At 44.2% G+C, this 17,715-nt stretch carries 9 protein-coding genes and 2 riboswitches; of the genes, 6 read left to right on the top strand and 3 right to left on the bottom strand.

Annotation, left to right across the window (positions count from 1 at the left end):
- The first annotated feature begins 3 nt into the window (after positions 1–3).
- From NBH07_RS15500 to NBH07_RS15475, 6 genes are all read left to right on the top strand, one after another.
- Positions 4–1,284: a hypothetical protein gene (locus tag NBH07_RS15500; protein ID WP_009016841.1), complete on the top strand. Its 1,281-nt coding sequence runs from the start codon at positions 4–6 to the stop codon at positions 1,282–1,284.
- On the top strand, positions 1,281–3,137 hold the full coding sequence (locus NBH07_RS15495; RefSeq protein ID WP_009016840.1) for a DUF5074 domain-containing protein: 1,857 nt from the start codon (positions 1,281–1,283) through the stop codon (positions 3,135–3,137). The genes NBH07_RS15500 and NBH07_RS15495 overlap by 4 nt, the downstream gene beginning before the upstream one ends.
- 11 nt (positions 3,138–3,148) lie before the next feature.
- A riboswitch (cobalamin riboswitch) is annotated at positions 3,149–3,347 on the top strand.
- A gap of 46 nt (positions 3,348–3,393) precedes the next feature.
- The gene (locus NBH07_RS15490) at positions 3,394–4,731 is read left to right on the top strand and encodes a threonine/serine exporter family protein (protein WP_044544886.1); all 1,338 of its coding nucleotides are present in this window, start codon (positions 3,394–3,396) and stop codon (positions 4,729–4,731) included.
- 114 nt (positions 4,732–4,845) lie between these two features.
- A riboswitch (cobalamin riboswitch) is annotated at positions 4,846–5,042 on the top strand.
- Between the two features lie 76 nt (positions 5,043–5,118).
- Entirely contained in the window at positions 5,119–7,458 is a 2,340-nt protein-coding gene (locus tag NBH07_RS15485; RefSeq protein WP_009016838.1) for a TonB-dependent siderophore receptor, read from the top strand.
- A gap of 14 nt (positions 7,459–7,472) precedes the next feature.
- The gene (locus tag NBH07_RS15480; RefSeq protein ID WP_009016837.1) at positions 7,473–8,573 is read left to right on the top strand and encodes a PepSY-associated TM helix domain-containing protein; all 1,101 of its coding nucleotides are present in this window, start codon (positions 7,473–7,475) and stop codon (positions 8,571–8,573) included.
- Positions 8,574–8,647: 74 nt separating this feature from the next.
- A complete protein-coding gene (locus NBH07_RS15475; protein ID WP_009016836.1) occupies positions 8,648–10,366 on the top strand; it encodes a PD-(D/E)XK nuclease domain-containing ATP-binding protein in 1,719 nt (572 codons plus the stop codon).
- Between the two features lie 108 nt (positions 10,367–10,474).
- Here NBH07_RS15475 and NBH07_RS15470 read toward each other — a convergent pair whose 3' ends face one another.
- The 3 genes from NBH07_RS15470 to NBH07_RS15460 form a co-directional block, all read right to left on the bottom strand.
- Positions 10,475–11,032, bottom strand: coding sequence for a DUF2284 domain-containing protein (locus NBH07_RS15470; RefSeq protein ID WP_009016835.1), 558 nt, complete (start codon positions 11,030–11,032; stop codon positions 10,475–10,477).
- A gap of 346 nt (positions 11,033–11,378) precedes the next feature.
- Positions 11,379–12,662 carry an Ig-like domain-containing protein gene (locus NBH07_RS15465; RefSeq protein WP_227154235.1) on the bottom strand — a complete coding sequence of 428 codons (1,284 nt, stop codon included), beginning with the start codon at positions 12,660–12,662 and terminating at the stop codon, positions 11,379–11,381.
- Positions 12,663–12,694: 32 nt separating this feature from the next.
- On the bottom strand, positions 12,695–17,599 hold the full coding sequence (locus tag NBH07_RS15460) for an Ig-like domain-containing protein (protein ID WP_009016833.1): 4,905 nt from the start codon (positions 17,597–17,599) through the stop codon (positions 12,695–12,697).
- Positions 17,600–17,715 lie beyond the last annotated feature (116 nt).

The following is a 17,715-nucleotide window of genomic DNA, read 5'->3' as shown; positions in this document are numbered from 1 at the left end:
GTTATGAGACAAGTTTTATATCTATTCATTTCAGGTTTCCTAGCATTTCTATCCTGTACCCAAGACAAGATACAGATGGTTAGCTTGGGTATCGATGATGTCTATTATCTGCCCCGCATGAAAACTTATCTACTCAGCCCGGCCTTTACCGGCGACGAGTATCGGTGGACACTTCACCGGAACGGGACGGACTCTCTCGTATCTACCGAACGTTCTTATATCTTCCTCGCAAAAGATACGGGCACCTATCAGATGACCTTCGAGATCATCGATAAGGAGACCCCCTATAAGCACGATTTTCGTTTCGAGGTGATGCAGGAGGAAATAGAATATAGCCCTTATTTATCCAAAGTGTACGACTTTTGTCCCGCACCGGGTCAGTTTGTCAATACGATGCCCGAATACGAGGAAGGCGATACGAAAGAAACCATACTGAAAAAGGTAGAGGAGAATATCTCCGGTACGAACGACGTGATGATCTCCCTCGGAGGATACGGAGGATATGTTATCTTTGGTTTCGATCATACGGTCATCAACGTCAAAGGGAAAAAGGACTTTATGATCCTCGGGAACTCTTTCTATTCCGACCTACCGGAGTATCAAGAGAAAAAGGGAGGCAGTTGCGAGCCCGGCATTGTCATGGTCTCTTTCGACACGAACCAGAACGGCTTACCGGACGACGAATGGTACGAGCTGGCCGGTAGCGAGTACTATAAACCGGAAACCGTCAAGAATTATCGTATTACCTATGATCGCCCGGATCCCGACAAGATTCCCGAGCCGGACATGAGCCAGCAATGGAGTGATGCCACCTATCTGTCGTGGAAGGATAACCAAGGCAATACCGGCTATTTGCCAAAAAACGTGTACCACACGCAGAGCTATTATCCGGAGTGGATCGAGGAGAGCACCTTGACTTTTACCGGAACCAGATTGAGGGATAACGCCACGGACGAAAGCGGTACAGGCAAATACTACGTGCTCTACTCCTATCCATGGGGATATGTAGATAACCACCCGAACGATTATCAAGATCTAAATAGCTTCGATATCGAATGGGCCGTAGATGCGGAAGGTAATAAAGTAGAATTACCCGGTATTGATTTTATCAAGGTGTACACGGCGGTAAACCAATATTGCGGTTGGATCGGGGAAACCTCGACAGAGATCATCCGTGCGCAGGATTTACACATCGTCCCCCCCTCCATCATCGTTCCAGATCCGGTAAGCGAGCAAATGAAATTACAATATGATCAAGCAATCCTAAAAATAAAAGGCTTATGAAAAAGACGATTACCTTATTTCTCTGTACGTTCGCCACGAGTGGCCTAATGGCCCAAGGCAACACCTCATGGATGGTCGCCGGCATAGATCCGGCCCAAATGAGGGATGTACCGTCACAATCTTCCATCCTGCGTTCTACGGATATGGATTACAGTCAGGGTACATTTATCGTAAACGAGGACTGGTACGGCCATCAGAACAGCACCGTCAATTTCCTCACCCATGATGGGGAATGGCACTATCGTGTCTTCCAGACCGAGAATCCGGGTCATGAGCTGGGATGTACCACGCAATTCGGTACCATCTATGGCGATAAATTCTACCTTGTCTCTAAGCAAGAGCGCGATCCCGGGGCAAAAATCACCGGAAGCCGATTTGCCGTATGCGATGCCAAGACCATGAAGGTGATCAAGGAGTTCAAATATATCGCCCAAAACGCCGAGGGTAAATCCATAGCCGATGGCCGCTCTTATCTTCCGGTAGACGAGCACAAAGGCTATATAGGAACCAGCAACGGTATCTGGATCTACGATAGCGATAAGATGACGATCGGCAAACAAATAGAAGGTTCCGGAAATCCGAACGCCGATGGATACGGTGAATTGTATTATGCCCAGATCGGAACCATGGTACGTGCCAACGACCTTGTCTTTGCCGTCCATCAACAATATGGTCTATTAATAATAGACCCGAAAACCGATAAAATTATCCGTACCATCGCCGCCCCGATCGAGAAAGAGACCGTAAAAGGGCAAGAGAAGGAGATTCAACGAGGCTTCGGCTCTATCGTTCAGTCCAAGGATGGTACACTTTGGATCAGCATGACCCAGAATACGGCCGGGGATGGTTCCGCCTTGGAATATATGCTAAACTTGAACCCCTATACCTTTAAGGTGGACACGGTAAAGATCCCGTTAAGCGAGACCATCGGTGTCGTTCCGAACTCTTGGTACGCATGGACCGCCGACGGTTTCTGCGCCAGTGCCAAAGAAAATAAGATTTACTGGAACGGACAACCGAAAGAAGGCAGTTGGTTCACGGGGTATCAAATCTGTGGGTATGATATTGACAAGAAGCAATTTTTCCAGCTAATCGACCTCCGAAAACAGGACTGGGATTGGCGCTTGTACGGAACCGGATTTCGCCTTAACCCAAAAACCGACGAGCTATACACCTTCTTGTATCATGAGTTCCAAGATCCTACGCACATGTTAGCTCGTATAAATAACAAAGGCAAAGTGGTACAAGAATATTCGATGATCGTCAACTATTGGTTCCCCGCTATCCCGGTTTTCCCGGATAACGCAGTACCTGTCGTTTCCTCCAGCTTCCCTTCTTCTATAAGTCTGACGGAAGACAAGCCTGTCTATAAACTTGCTCTAGGTAATATGGTTAGTGACGCAGACAATATGGATGCCGCCATCGTGAAATCAATCTCCTCCGTTACGCCCTCATCTCCTATCAGCGCAATTATTCGTAACGACTCATTAATTGTCAGTACTACTACCACGATCAATGAGGATCATAAGTCCACGATAACGATCCGCTTCAACTCCAATGGGAAGATCGTCACGAAAGACCTTCTTGTTAGCACGGGGAACCCTCCGACAAGCGTAGAAAAAGTCTCACGGCCAACACTTAATCTCTATCCCAATCCAGCGGTAAATACCATACAAATCAATATCGGCACAACCGCCACCGTAGAGATTTACACGACGAACGGTACTAGGGTCCAAAAAACGGCGATCAATCCGGGTGAATTTATTGACGTAAGCCATTTATCCCAAGGTCTCTATTTCATCCGTGTGATCACTGGAGAAAAGACAGAGACCGTAAGGATGATTAAGAAATAAAAAAAATTCCTTACCTTTGTGCCCGAATTGGTTTCGTAATGCCTATTCGGGCATACGGATTAAAAGGGAATCCGGTGAGAATCCGGAACAGTCCCGCTGCTGTGAAACTCCTTTAACATTCTAATACTACTTTCGCCACTGGCTCAAGGTAGTCGGGAAGGCATTAGGATGGGAGCTAGTCAGAAGACCTGCCATTCATTTAAGATTCATATCCTCGTGGGCTAGGATATAGAGTACAACATAAGAATTAAAAGAAATGATGACAGACAAGGAAGTATTGTTGTTACGGCGCAAATTGGATCTTTTGCTCCGTACGGGAAAATTATTGATGGAAAGTGCCGCTGACACGAATCGTATCGAGCGAAACATGAAACGAGTTGCCGCCTTTATGGGTATCCCCGAGGAGAAGTTGCATATCGATATCCGGTGGACCATGATCATGGTAAACGTAAGCGATGAGCGAAACTCATTCTCCAAATTCCAGAAATGCGAGAAGCATGGCATTAACATGACGACAATCTCACAGGTAAGCAAGCTTTCATGGCGGGCGATCGAGCAAGATTATTCCTTGGATAAATATGAGGAAGAACTGGAGAAGATCGTTCACCAACCCCGGAATTATACCCCTTATATCGTAGCTATCGGAGCGGGATTCGCATGCGGAGGATTCTGTAAGCTATTCGGATGCGACTGGATGGCATTCCTATTCGCTTCCATTTGCGCTTTCGTCGGGTTTAGGGTACGGGCCCGCTGTGTCGAGGCTGGACTTAACGTATATATGAGTATCGCCGCGGCCGCTTTCGTATCCACCTGCTTGGCATACGCATCCTCCTTCTCCGGGCTATCCGACACTCCTTATCATCCATTATTAGCCTGCGCTTTATTTATCGTGCCGGGCGTACCCTTGATTAACTTCGTGGATGATATGCTAGACAATCATTTGCTTGTCGGCATCACCCGGGCCTCCAATACGGTCATGATGGTAGCCGCCATGACTTTCGGTATCGCATTCGCCATGCGGGTACTTGTCATGAATGATGTCGAGATAGATCATAAGTTCAGTGAATTAAATATGGTTCCACATGACCCGTACTACATATATGCATTAGCGGCAGCTATCTCCGCCATAGGCTTCTCCATGATATTCAATATTCAACGCCGATTATTATGGGTGGTAGCCGTAGGAGGTATCATTGCGGTATGTACCCGTAACTTTGTGAACTTCGAATTAGGTTATGGTCCTGTGATCGGCTCGTTTATGGGAAGCTTCGTAGTCAGCCTCCTTGCCGTAAAAGCGGTTCATTGGTGCCATGTTCCCAATCACGTATTGACGATTCCATCTGTCATTCCTATGATTCCGGGAGTACTCATGTATCGCTCATTACTGGCATTTATAAACCTGCATGGAGTAGTCGGTGAGGTCACAAACGCATTCTTCAACGGGATCAATTCCGCACTCATCATTCTTTGTATCTCACTCGGTGTAGCTGTCCCGAACATCTTCGCCCGTCGTTACATCGCCAAAGATCGCCAACGACATTTACAAGAGGAACTGGAAAAGCGCCGGGAAAGAGGAAAGTTCATTGAATGGTGAAAAAACTTTTCCATAAAGATTAGTCCGGGAAAAACTATCGCATAAGGATATGCCAAATTGTTTAACACGTTCAATATATTTAACATATTTCATTAAAAAAAGCCCTATCAATACTATACTTTTGTGATGTCTTGGTGATAGACGTTGCATTCTGCAAGTCTATAAAAGGGAATTTCGGTTAGATTCCGGAACAGAGCCCGCTACTGTAAAACCCGTAAAGAGGAAAGCTTCTTCATGCCACTGTCTTTTCTAAAGATGGGAAGGTCGCTTTCCGGGTTAGTCAGGAAACCTGCCAGATAAAAAAAGAAATAGATTCTCCCGGGATTTGGGGAACTAGTGGAACGATTACATTAGAGATGTAAACTGCGTAATTAATTTTTATACATTATGAGACACTTTTATTTGTTCCTGCTAATTGTTAGCGGGATTGTTTTGTGTGGCACCCGGACGGTCGCTCAAAGTAGGCCATCCGAGGGAAGTTCCAGAGTCATATCCGGTACGGTCGTAGATGAAGACAACAAGGCGATGGCAAACATTGTCATTTACATTAAGGGTACGGATATACGGGTTATTTCAGATACGGATGGGTATTTCTCCTTATCACTAAAGGACACGAAGGACCACGTACTAATCACCAACAGTTACAACACCGTCTCGGCGATCCGGGATATTCCCGCGGGAGAAGGAAATTACGAGATGGAGATTCAGTTATCTTACAAACTATTAGGATTACCCGAGGTAGATATCGTCGGGGCAAAACCACAGAGTTATAACTCCGACATCGCTAATTCGGCTACCCGTATGGATATCCCCGTGATGGAAATACCCGGAACCGTAGGCATAGCGACCCGGAAATTATTGGAAGACCAACAGGCTACCACCATGACCGAGGCCGTAAGGAACCTGGGCGGCGTGAAAGGCGGACCTTCCGGCGAGGCTTCCAACATCAACGAGGTCTTCTCTTCCCGTGGTTTCTCCATGACGAACTCCCGTAACTATTTCAGGAACGGGGTACGATACCTAAAGTTCTCGAACGACGCGCTATCCAGTATCGAGCGTATAGAGATACTCAAAGGCCCGGCATCTGTCCTTTATGGAGCGGTAGAGCCCGGAGGTATCATCAACTTTATCACCAAGCCGACCTTATATACGCCCCGGTATGGCGCTACGATCAGATACGGCAGTTACGACTATAAGCAAGCCTCTATCGACATTTCCGGCCCGCTGAACACCAAAAAGACCATCCGTTACCGCTTGAACGGAATGTATGAAGATGCCGACAAATTCAGGAAACCGCAAAACAGCAAACGATACGACATCACCCCAGTCATCGACATTGACTTAGGACGCAAGACCACCCTTAATATCGATGCCGATATCTTCCGGGATAAAAGGACACAGGATCCGGGCGTTTTGCATATCAACAATGAGGTGATAGATAACGGATTCAAGACATTCCTTGGCGAACCGTGGGCCTATGGCAAGTTTACCAATAATAGCGTTGGTTTCCAGTTGACCCACCGTTTCAACCAGAACTGGTCATTCAGAAGTTCCGCCCGCCAATATTTCACGCATGAGGATCGTCTGTATTTCCAGATGAAAACCCCTCAGAAGGACAGCACGATTACCCGCCGTTTGGCACATTGGGACGCAAAAATCAATTATACCAATGTATTGGAGGAATTGAACGGCAGCTTCAAGACGGGCTTCATCCAGCATAAAGTAATAGCGGGCTTGGAATACGGATGGCTTACCAACCGAAGGAAAGTAAAAGGGAATATGTACACCCCGATTAGTTATGTTCATCCGGAATATTCCGAAGAACCAGTTGATTTCGAGATGGAACAGAGTACAGACTTACGTATCACCCAACGTACCTACGCAATCTATCTACAAGACCAAGTAAGCTTTTCCGATCAATGGAAGTTATTGCTTGGTGCCCGTGCGGACTGGGTGAACGATAAACAAGATAATTATATTAAGGATAAAAAAACGGATGAAAACAACTTTGCCATCTCGCCTCGTGTGGGTCTTGTTTATCTGCCCATGCCCGACTTGAGCCTATATGCTACCTACAGTCAGTCTTTTGTCCCTCAATCCGGGCAAACGAAGGATGGCGAGGCATTCGACCCGATTACCTCTAAACAATGGGAAGCGGGAGTCAAGAAATCATTCTTCAACGATCGCTTGAGCACCGGCCTAGCCTTCTATACCTTGTCGAAGACCAACTTGCCGACGATAGACCCAGAAGACGAGGAATATAAGATACTGATCGGCAAGCAGACCAGCAAAGGTATAGAGTTTTCGGTAAACGGAGAGATCACTCCCAGTTGGAGCGTAGCCTTCAATTACGCATATACGCATGCCGAGGTAACGAAAACGAACGACGAGACCTATCCCGTAGGTACGCAACTGGCCAATATCTCACCAAGCCAGTTCAACCTATGGACCTCCTACCTAATCCGTAAAGGCCCGGTTAAAGGCTTATCTTTCGGCGGTGGTTGGTACTTCCAAGGTAAATCCTACGGAAACATGGCACATACGATCGATCTGGACGCCTATCATCTGGTTGACTGTTTCGTGGCTTACAAGCGCAGTTTCTACAAGATCTCGGCGAACTTGAAAAACGTATTCAACCAAGAATATTATACCGGATCCCAAGGGAACTATCTTTTATTCCCCGGCTCGGCCAGGACGCTGATGGTTATGCTAGCGGTCAACTTCTAAAAAAGGCACAAGACATGTCGCATAATTCGATCATTAGAAAGATCATAGTAAAGTTACATTTATACACCGGACTCATATTAGGGCTAATAATAACCCTAATATGCCTCTCCGGCACAGCGATCGTGTACAAGCCGGAACTTGAAAAACTATCTGTCAAGGATATCGCTTTTGTCAAGCCAGCCTCCCGAACCGTGTCGCCGCAAACTTTGCTAGAGAACGTAAGGCACGAATATCCACAAGCTAAGATCAATAATATGGTCTTATACGGAGGCGAGGATTGCGCCTACAGTTTCCGTACTACATTCCCGGATGAGAAAGGCCGTATCCAGATCTATGTCAATCCCTATACAGGGGAAGTTACGGGAGTGGACAGATACCGGCATAAGGTTTTTCAATGGTTATACGACTTTCACGTGAACCTGCTATTGAAAAAGCAAGGAGCGACCATCGTCGCCTTATCGGGATTCCTGTTGATTTTCCTAACTCTCTCCGGCTTTCTATTATTACCCAAGCGTCGTATCTTCTCCGTGAACCGAAAGATGGGCTTGAGAGCCAAGCTTTTCAAGTCGCATTCCATCATAGGTATATGTACATCCCTCTTTTTGCTGGTCATCGCTTTTACCGGCTCTTATTTCGGGTTCAAGAAAGAATATCAATCTTTCTTTGAATCCATATCCGCAGGAAAAGCAGTCGCACCGGCACCAAAAACAGATAAATACACAGGTGATTGGGTATCATTGGATTCCGTTTTAGCGACCGCCCAAGAAGAGTTCAAAGAGGGAACCCCGACAATGATCTTCTTCCCGAAAGACAACACGTCTGTCTTCTCCGTACGGATGTATCAGGAAGGGGACTTCGAAAGAACGGGAAGCAACCATATCTACATCCATCCTATCACCGGAAAGGTCGTCGCCACAAACCTATGGAAAGACAAACCGGCCGCCGAGAAGCTTGTCCGCTCCATGTACTTTGTCCACTTCGGCACTTTCCTCGGGCACTTCTCCAGAATCCTATGGATCCTCATAAGCCTAGCCGTACCGTTTCTCTATTTCATTGGTTTTTACATTTGGGTTATTCGCCATCGGCAGAAACAATACCCTTTCCGGAAAACATAAGTCCAGGAAATCTCATCGCATAAGGAATTTTTATATATTTGTAGTATTGTGTAATATACGAAAAAAGAAATGTCATGGAACGAATAACGATTCCTTATGCGGTAGCGGATTTTATAGATTTACGGGAGCGTAAGTTCTATTATGTGGATAAAACGAGCTTTATCCCCGGATTGGAGAACTACAACGCCCCGGTCTTCCTGCGTCCCCGTCGTTTCGGGAAAAGCCTACTCGTATCCACTCTTGCCTGTTACTACGATCGCACCAAGGCCGATCGTTTCGAGGAATTGTTCGGCGGCACTTGGATCGGGGAACACCCGACGGAGGAACATAGCCGCTACATGATCGTACGCTATGATTTCTCCGCTATGGCCATGGCAGATGACATGGAGGGGTTGGAGCGGAATTTCAACCGCTTGAATTGCTCTCCCGTGGAGATCATGGTGACACACAACCGGGACTTATTCCAAGACTTCCAGTTTACCACCAAAGGCAATGCCTCCCAAATGCTGGAAGAGGCCTTGGGGTATGCCCGTGAGCATGACCTCCCGAAGGTTTACATATTGATAGACGAATATGATAATTTCACCAATCAATTATTAACCGCCTATAAGGATCCGCTCTATGAGCAAGTAACCACGAAGGACAGCTTCCTGCGTACCTTCTTCAAGGTAATAAAGAAAGGTATTGGCGAAGGCAGTATCCGAACTTGTTTCTGCACGGGTGTCCTTCCCGTAACGATGGACGACCTGACGAGCGGGTACAATATAGCGGAGATCCTCACCTTGCAGCCACGCTTCCTAAATATGCTGGGATTTACCTATGAGGAGGCCAACGCTTACCTAAGGTATGTCATCGACAAATATGGTATGGGGCAAGACTCCTTTGAGGAGCTTTGGCAACTCATCGTAAATAATTATGATGGTTATCGTTTCCGTCCGGGAGCCGAGCCTTTGTTCAACTCTACGATATTGACTTATTTCTTTAAGAACTTCGCGGCGCTGAATGGCTTTATCCCCTCTGAACTGGTCGATGAGAACCTGCGTACCGATATCAGCTGGATCCGTCGTCTGACCCTATCCATGGAAAACGCAAAAGAAATGCTTGATGCTTTGGTTATCAATGATGAGTTATCTTACAACATCGCCGACCTATCCAGTAAGTTCAACAAGAAGAAATTCTTCGATAAGAACTTCTATCCGGTCAGCCTCTTCTATCTGGGCATGACCACGCTGAGGAATAATTACCGTATGGTGTTACCCAACCTCACGATGCGCAGCATCTACATGGACTATTACAACGAGATGAACCATATAGAAGGTGGCGCTCCCCGTTATGTACCCACCTACGAACGCTTCACGGAAGACCGCCGTTTCGAACCGTTGGTACAAAACTACTTCGAGCAGTATCTCGGGCAGTTCCCGGCGCAGGTATTCGACAAGATCAACGAGAACTTCATCCGTTGCTCCTTCTTCGAGCTTTGCTCACGCTACTTGAGTAGTTACTATACGTTCGCCATCGAACAGAACAACTCGGCGGGCCGCTCCGATTTCGAGATGACCGGCATACCCGGCACGGATTATTACAAAGACGATCGCATCGTGGAATTCAAGTATTTCAAGGCGAAAGAGGCCGAACACATGCTGGCGCTAAACGATCCTCGCCCCGAGGACGTGGCGCAAGTACGTGCTTACGCCAAGGATACCAAACTGAAATTCCCTATATATAATGTACGCTCGTACATTGTATATATCTGCGCCAATAAAGGATGGAAATGCTGGGAGGTTACCGAATAAATAAAGCCTAGCCGTACCACTCCTCCATTTCACGGAGTTAACTTCATCGGTAAAGTAAGTTAACTCCATCGACGAAGTAAGTTAACTCCATCGACGAAGTAAGTTAACTTACCAAATCGGGGTTTCCCTATCAGATAAGAATCCACTAACCAGAAGTAAATATTCCGGCAAATTCCGATTCTCGGACCACTTCATCTCTATACCGAACAACTCCGAGGTAGTACGTCCCAGATCGAACCCACAGGCTTCAAGGGAACGACGAATCCGCGAGGGGTAGCGGCAAGCCTTACCAGATCTACGTGCACACTCTTCCCAAGGGCAAAGGATACAACTACCGGCATAAAACGCCCGCCCATTATATTCCTCCTCCAACGCAAGAAGACGTTTATCCAATCGGCTCCTTTCCCGGTGCATCAACTCTTGCCCCGCTTCCACCGCATCCGGTACATCCAATACGACAGGAGTAATCCGCGTACAAACAATCAATAGATTCCGAAACCCGGATAAATAGTCCTCCGAATCATTAAAAGGCGGACAACTCCAACTGTTTCCATACCTACGACACTCCCGGCAATAGGCCATGAAACGCCGCTCATCCCGATAACGTAAGATATAATCATCCACAGGGATGGTTCTTGTATAATCGTAGCTTTTATATTCGATCATATGAAAAGAAAATTTTCTTGTAAAGAAATAAAAAAATCAGCAACTACATACATTATAATACAGGGAACACAGTACAGCTACACGTGAAGCTTTCAATGAAAAAACAATGGCATGGTATTATGGTGATATACTCCGGGATCGTCGCAAGGAACGCAAATTAACCCAAAAGAAGCTAGCTTGTAGTCCGATAAAAAGATATATGATCTTACCATTATAAGATGTATGATCTTACCGTTGTAAGATGTATAATCTTATCGCCGTAAGATCATACATCTTTCACGGAATCTGTAACGCTAGAGTACTCTCATGAGTAAGAGAGAGCGCTCTAGCGAAATCAAGAGATGATTTACTTCACGACAAACTTAACAGAGACTTTCTCTGTACCTTTTACCGCTGTAAAGCCATAAACACCTTTATTCAAGTTTACTGTTTTCACGTCATCAGAAGAGGTGATCGCATAAGTAGATACTACAGAACCTGCGGTGTTCGTGATGTAACCGGTATAACCGGCTAGATCTTTTACATGCAAGGTATTGTCGGAATAAGAGATGTTTGCGGTTGCGGCCGCTGATTTCGTGGCTGTACCGGTTACGGTTACTTTACAGTACGTGTTATATTTACCATTAGCTGTAATTAATTTGATTTCAGTTGTACCCGGAGCTACAGCCGTAACTTTACCCGTTTGATCAACTGTCGCAACAGCAGTATTCTTAGAAGACCATACCGCACCCGTTAAAGAAGCATAAGCAGATTGTACAGACGCAACTAATTGATAGGTTCCACTTCCACTCAAAGAAATAGCTTTCTTATTAAGCCAAATGATAGGAGTTGCCGCTACTAAATTATCACCCGGTTCTGTTCCCGATGTCGTTCCCATAAAACTATTCCAGCTCCAAGCATCCCAAGTACCATTCTGGACTTTTCGGCTTGATGCCCCGTATCCGGAATAAGAGAAATCTTGAGTATAGGAATCACGAACGAAATAACTCCAATAACCGGAATACCAACCAGCGAACCAGTGGTTAGTTGCCGTAGCCGTAGCCACCCAATAGTCATAATCATAAGCAGGATAACTTGTTCCATTTGAACCAAATGGATGATAAATAACACCTGATGATTTTCCTTGGTTTATAGCAGTTCTTGCAAGTGTTGCCGCATTATCTGGATAAGTATAACTAACATGAGCTTTAGCGCTGTCTAACTGAAAAGATATTTGCATTGAAGTCGCTCTTGGTTCACAGTATCCAATGCCATTAATCGTATAACCCATTGAACCTGTATATTGAACCAATCCAACCAAACGGGGATCAGCTTTCATCACAGACTCAAATAGGCTCAATCCAGAAATGGTATCTACATCAGCAGACCATCGATATCCCCATACCATATTATCGGGTACGGTTTTATCAGTGTCATGCCAAGTCAAAACTATAGCCGCACGGTTTTCACCATCACCTACCCAGAAATCAATACTGTCAAAAGAAAAAGTACGGTTACTCCTTGCGGACATCAAAGCCGCTTTCTGTTTTTCCGCCGGTAAATCCGAACGTAACACACCTTGTACCATACGCTGTGCGCTGATACTTCCCGCCATTAAGATTAATGCGAGAAAAAGATAAAGCTTTTTCATGCTCATCAATGTTTAATTTGTTAATACATTATTTATTTAACAACGATCGTCTTGCTCATCCGATCATTATCTTTTACCACTACTATAATATAAGCACCTCTTGAATATTGGATTGGATGAGACTCGTTAATTCCCGATATCTTAAAAAGATCCAATATAGCGCCATTCATATTTACAATATAGCAAGAATAACCTTCCAGATTATTCAAATGCAATCGACCTTCATAGTAATAAATCATCGCTTCACCAACACCGATAGCCTCATTACCCACCGGACCGGATGTGGAGAATGGCTCACTATAGAATGTTCCTAATATCTCTTGCCTACCATCACCTTCCTTGATAGCTGTAACTTTTACGATATATTCTGAACTTCCATCTAATTCAGGAATAGAGACCTTGATCTTTTCTTGTTCCCCAGAACGAAGCTCACTCATCAAGCCAGTAAGGATATTACCCTCTGCATCAACCGTGTAAACACCAAATAATACAGGTATCCCATTTACGTACTTATAAATAAACACCTCGTAGAAAGTAGCCTCCGGAACTTTCGGAAATGTTAATATAGCCGTGGAATCTTTTACTTCAACCACGGGATTTTCCAAATTCGGATCTATTACCGTTACTTCACAAGTAGCGGTATAACCACCTTCATCTGTTGTCACCGTAATTGTAGCTACACCGGCGATACCGGCCTTAACCGTACCGTCGTTAGTTACTGTGGCTACCGTGGCATCCGAAGAACTCCAAGTTACTGATTTATTAATCGCATTGGATGGAGATACCACCGCTGCTAATACAGCCTCCTCACCTTTATTCAAAGACAAAGAAGACGCATTTAGGCTAACACCCGTAACATTTGCCCCCGGTTTTTCCAGTTCCGCAGAAACAATCACTTTACAAGTAGCTGTATAGCCTCCATCAAGGGTTGTTACCGTGATCGTAGCAGTTCCTTCCTCATATGCGGAAACATTGCCATCTTCATCGACTTCCGCAACCAATCGATTATCACTTGACCAGTTTACAGTTTTTGTTTTAGCATTTTCCGGAAGAACTGTCGCTATTAATTGAGCAGAACGCCCTATTAGCAACTCCAGCCGATCTTGATTTAAAGAAACACCTGTCACTTTTATAATACCCTTTCCCACAGACAATGTGCACGTCGCAACAAACCCACCAGTATCAGTCTTCACTCGAATTGCCGTTTCACCGTCAGCTAATGCTTGGATCTCTCCTGTTTTAGAATTAACTGTCGCAACATTTTCATCACTGCTAGTCCATGTCACACTTTTTTCCACATCCGGCTTTGTTGGATCAGTTTGTACTTCATAAGATAAAGTGAAATGCTCACCAATAGCCGCTACTCTTTGAGAAGACTCTAAAGTCACACCCCAAACCCCTAAGCTCTTATCAGTCACATGGATTTGAACAGAATCTTTAAAACCGCCATCTATCGCCTCAAACACAACTCCTGTTGTCCCAACCTTTGATGGTTTATAACCTCCGTTCAATCCTGAGGGATCCGGTTTTACATAAGTAATAATATCCTCATCTTCGATAACCACTTCAGGAAGCATTGTACTAGAAGCGCAAGACGCATTCATTGGATAATAATTAAATTTAAATTTAGAGCGCAAATCATAAACCTGTCCATCATTTATATCCCATAATATATCTTTAGGTTCTACACTAAAGGATTCTAGAGGTATTTCTCCTTGTACATAAACCATACACGTGTCAGACGCTTGACCATCTTCCGATGTTGCTATGATTGTATGCTTAGACATATTGCGACATTGAAATAAACCATTTTCATCAATATAAGTAGAACCACTCCATTTTACCGAAGAGAAACTAACATCATCAGGATAAACTTTTGCGGTGAACTGAAACCTTTCATTTTGTCCCACTTTCACAATTCTATCTGGTACAAGAATTGTTAATCTGGCAGCAGCAACTTTTGCAACAGTTATCTGACATTCTGTAGAAGCCAAACCATTTTCAAGATATACTTCAATATTTGCTTTCCCTTCTTTATGGGCCGTAACCAATCCTCCATCATCAACAGAAGCTATCGTTTCATCCGATGAAACATATAAGACTTTTACAGGTTCTACGTCTCCCCACTCTATTTGAGGTTTTAACTGAAAAGTTTCATCGGTTTTCATAAACAATGAACTTTTTTCCAATTCGAACTTAGTTAAATCATTTGCACTACACAGAAGACAAGAGATTTCACTCGTTTCCCCTGTCTGCGAGTCCTGGACTGTCGCTATAAGTGTTCCTGTCCCTTGAGTATCATCATAACAGTTCAAAACTAAATTCTCACCGTCAAAACTGTCAAATCCCCAACGATCCGCTAAATCTCCTTCAACTCTAGCATCTATAATATCAATATAATCAGGCTTAGCTGGTTTAAAAACAACAGGAATTTCCAAAAACCACTCTCCGGCACCATCATTATAATTATATTTTACAGTCTTATTTTTAAAGGCCGCACCTTCATACTCAAACGAACAAGAAAGTTGACACGAAGCTAAAGCATCACTACCCGCAGCTGAAACAGTAATAGTCACTTCACCACTACCCTTTGCTTGTATCACTCCTGCATTACTAACAGAAAAAACAGTTTCATCACTAGAAGACCATTTCAAATCCTTCGAACTGGCATTGTCCGGCCTAACAATAGCGGAAAGCTGTAGCTTGTCATTCAGGTTCATCGTTATGACATCTTCTGGCAGCAACTCTCCTGAAGATGCGAATCGCAATTCTATTTTTTCGACAGGTATAAATGTTTCTACCGTTACCTTACGTTTAGTTACAGACAAAGTTTCTCCGGTTATTTCCGATTTAATTGTCGCAATAATTTCAGCGACACCAGCAGAATGAGCAGTAACATTCGCATAATATGCCGTTCCTTCCACCGTTACGATATTTTCATCGGATGAAGTCCACTCTATCTTTTCTCCTAATTCTATTCTATTATCTACAGGAGTCAGCACTCTTTCTTTTGTTTCTCCAACATATAATTCTACAGAAGATTCCTTTAATGTCATTGCTGGACGCTTGACAGTAACAGAACATTTCGCAGAAAGTGTCGGGCGTATCTTACTCTTCGCTGTAATTATCGCAGTACCATAAGTGACACCAATGACAGTACCATCTTCCGAAACCCTCACAATTTCAGGATGAGAACTACTCCATTCTATTGTCTCTTCCGCTAATCCTGTAACAGCCAATGTTAAAGTTTTTTCTTTTCCTTCCAGTGTCACCTCTTTTTCATTAAACTCAAAAGGAGCTACTGTTGAAGTTGTCAACTTTACGACAACTTGTTTATTTACGATCTTACCATTTGAGTTAAACTCAAAATTAAGTTGAATTTCTTTCACTTCTTGGATACTCTCCACGATCGGAGCAATAGTCAACGTGTTATTTATCACCTCCGCACTAATTAGTTCCGGATTCGGATTCACAATCGTAGTAACAACCGCTGAAATCATATTATCACCATCTTCTATAATCTCATCCATTGATTTACTATACTTCGTATTTTCAGCGGAAAACGTAATTTCGCTAGGTAAACCGTCTGTGATTGTCGGAGCCATGTTATCCGGGAACACAGGCAAAGCAGGGAACCAATAATTCACTTTCTCATAAGGATAGCGACCTACCATTGTTCCGTTCGTATCCCCTCTTCCGTCTGTTTTAATTACCGCTAATTCATGTTCCGGGTTTAAGAATTCATGATAAAGGAAACAATACATATTATCATCCACCGGATCAATACGGAATCCCGTACCATAAAGACGCCAATCTCCTTTATCTAGCTTTGTAAAGTCGAATACTTGATAAAAAGAATCCTTATCTATGTCATAACAGAAAATCTTATATCCCGTGAACCAACTACCGGAGCCTTGTCCTTTCCAATAGATCTTATTCTCTTTCGTACTGGCACAGAAACCATCGGCGGTCCATGCATACCAAGAGTTGGGAATCTCCTCAATACCATCCGTTGTTGGTATATCTACCTTTTGCGTTGTTAACGTATATGGATTCACTTTCCACATATAAGGCATTGTCGCTCCGGTACCAGTTAACTCGAATGTCACGCTAGCCCATAAATTACCATCTTTAGAAAGCACGATAGAGCCCAAGCCATGATTACTATCCTCCTCGGGCTTCAATATCATATTGATAACTTTATCTTCTTTCGGATCGATCACCAACAATCCTTTCGTTTGATGTACCGCAAATACATATTTTCCAACACGGATCATGGTTCCAATCTGTGAATGATACAAATCGCTGGAAGAAATTCCCGTCGTTCCTCCGATTGCGCTGGCCTCGATAGACATCTGGTTTTCATCATATTTTCCGGTCTTTTCATCGTATCCTGTATGAAAAACATAAATACCATTACTCGTTCCGATATAACCTTTCGTCAGATCCACTCCTAAAAAAGAACGTCCATCAGCTCCTGCGCTGTTGATCGTCTGAAATTCCTTCTTCACTTGCATCGTTTTCGCGTCAATTACCGCTAAGCGACTTCCCTCTACAGATGCCGCACCATCTTTTGATTGCTTGGACACGATATACAACAAATCCCCATAAATCGTACCGAACTGGCTCGTACATCCCAATTCATGTCCCGGATTCTCTCTTTGGAACGCGTTATATGTCCAAGTCCCATCATCCGACAGGAAGTTCACCGAACTGTTTTGGTGCCCGTACCAATCTTCGTTTACGATAAAGGTACCTTTCGTGTAATCCACGCTTTCATTGGATCGAAGCATCGAGGCTCGTGCCTGCGAACCGGGTAATTCAGGTAATTGCAATTTCTGTTTCTCTATCGGATTCAGATCCCGCGAACCGGTTTGGCCTACTACCAACAGAGCCGATAGCAAACAGACCATACTTAAGTAAAGTGTTCGTCTCATGTTAATAAATTTAATTATTGAGTAATATGAATTTTAAATGTCTTTTTATCGCCATCCTTTTCGCCTATCAGTAGATAATTCCCGGATGGAAGAGATATTGGATGAAGTTCCTCCCG

Source organism: Parabacteroides sp. B2-S-102, from assembly GCF_023656665.1.
Lineage (GTDB): Bacteria > Bacteroidota > Bacteroidia > Bacteroidales > Tannerellaceae > Parabacteroides > Parabacteroides distasonis.
The sequence above is the reverse complement of the archived record's forward strand: the minus strand, read 5'-3'. Positions and strand labels throughout refer to the sequence as shown.

Bases quoted from the DNA above. Each gene is read 5' to 3' on its own strand.
- NBH07_RS15490 (WP_044544886.1), top strand. From the start codon at position 3,394: ATGATGACAGACAAGGAAGTATTGTTGTTACGGCGCAAATTGGATCTT.
- NBH07_RS15460 (WP_009016833.1), bottom strand. From the start codon at position 17,599: ATGAGACGAACACTTTACTTAAGTATGGTCTGTTTGCTATCGGCTCTG.
- NBH07_RS15470 (WP_009016835.1), bottom strand. From the start codon at position 11,032: ATGATCGAATATAAAAGCTACGATTATACAAGAACCATCCCTGTGGAT.
- NBH07_RS15500 (WP_009016841.1), top strand. From the start codon at position 4: ATGAGACAAGTTTTATATCTATTCATTTCAGGTTTCCTAGCATTTCTA.
- NBH07_RS15475 (WP_009016836.1), top strand. From the start codon at position 8,648: ATGGAACGAATAACGATTCCTTATGCGGTAGCGGATTTTATAGATTTA.
- NBH07_RS15465 (WP_227154235.1), bottom strand. From the start codon at position 12,662: ATGAAAAAGCTTTATCTTTTTCTCGCATTAATCTTAATGGCGGGAAGT.
- NBH07_RS15495 (WP_009016840.1), top strand. From the start codon at position 1,281: ATGAAAAAGACGATTACCTTATTTCTCTGTACGTTCGCCACGAGTGGC.
- NBH07_RS15480 (WP_009016837.1), top strand. From the start codon at position 7,473: ATGTCGCATAATTCGATCATTAGAAAGATCATAGTAAAGTTACATTTA.
- NBH07_RS15485 (WP_009016838.1), top strand. From the start codon at position 5,119: ATGAGACACTTTTATTTGTTCCTGCTAATTGTTAGCGGGATTGTTTTG.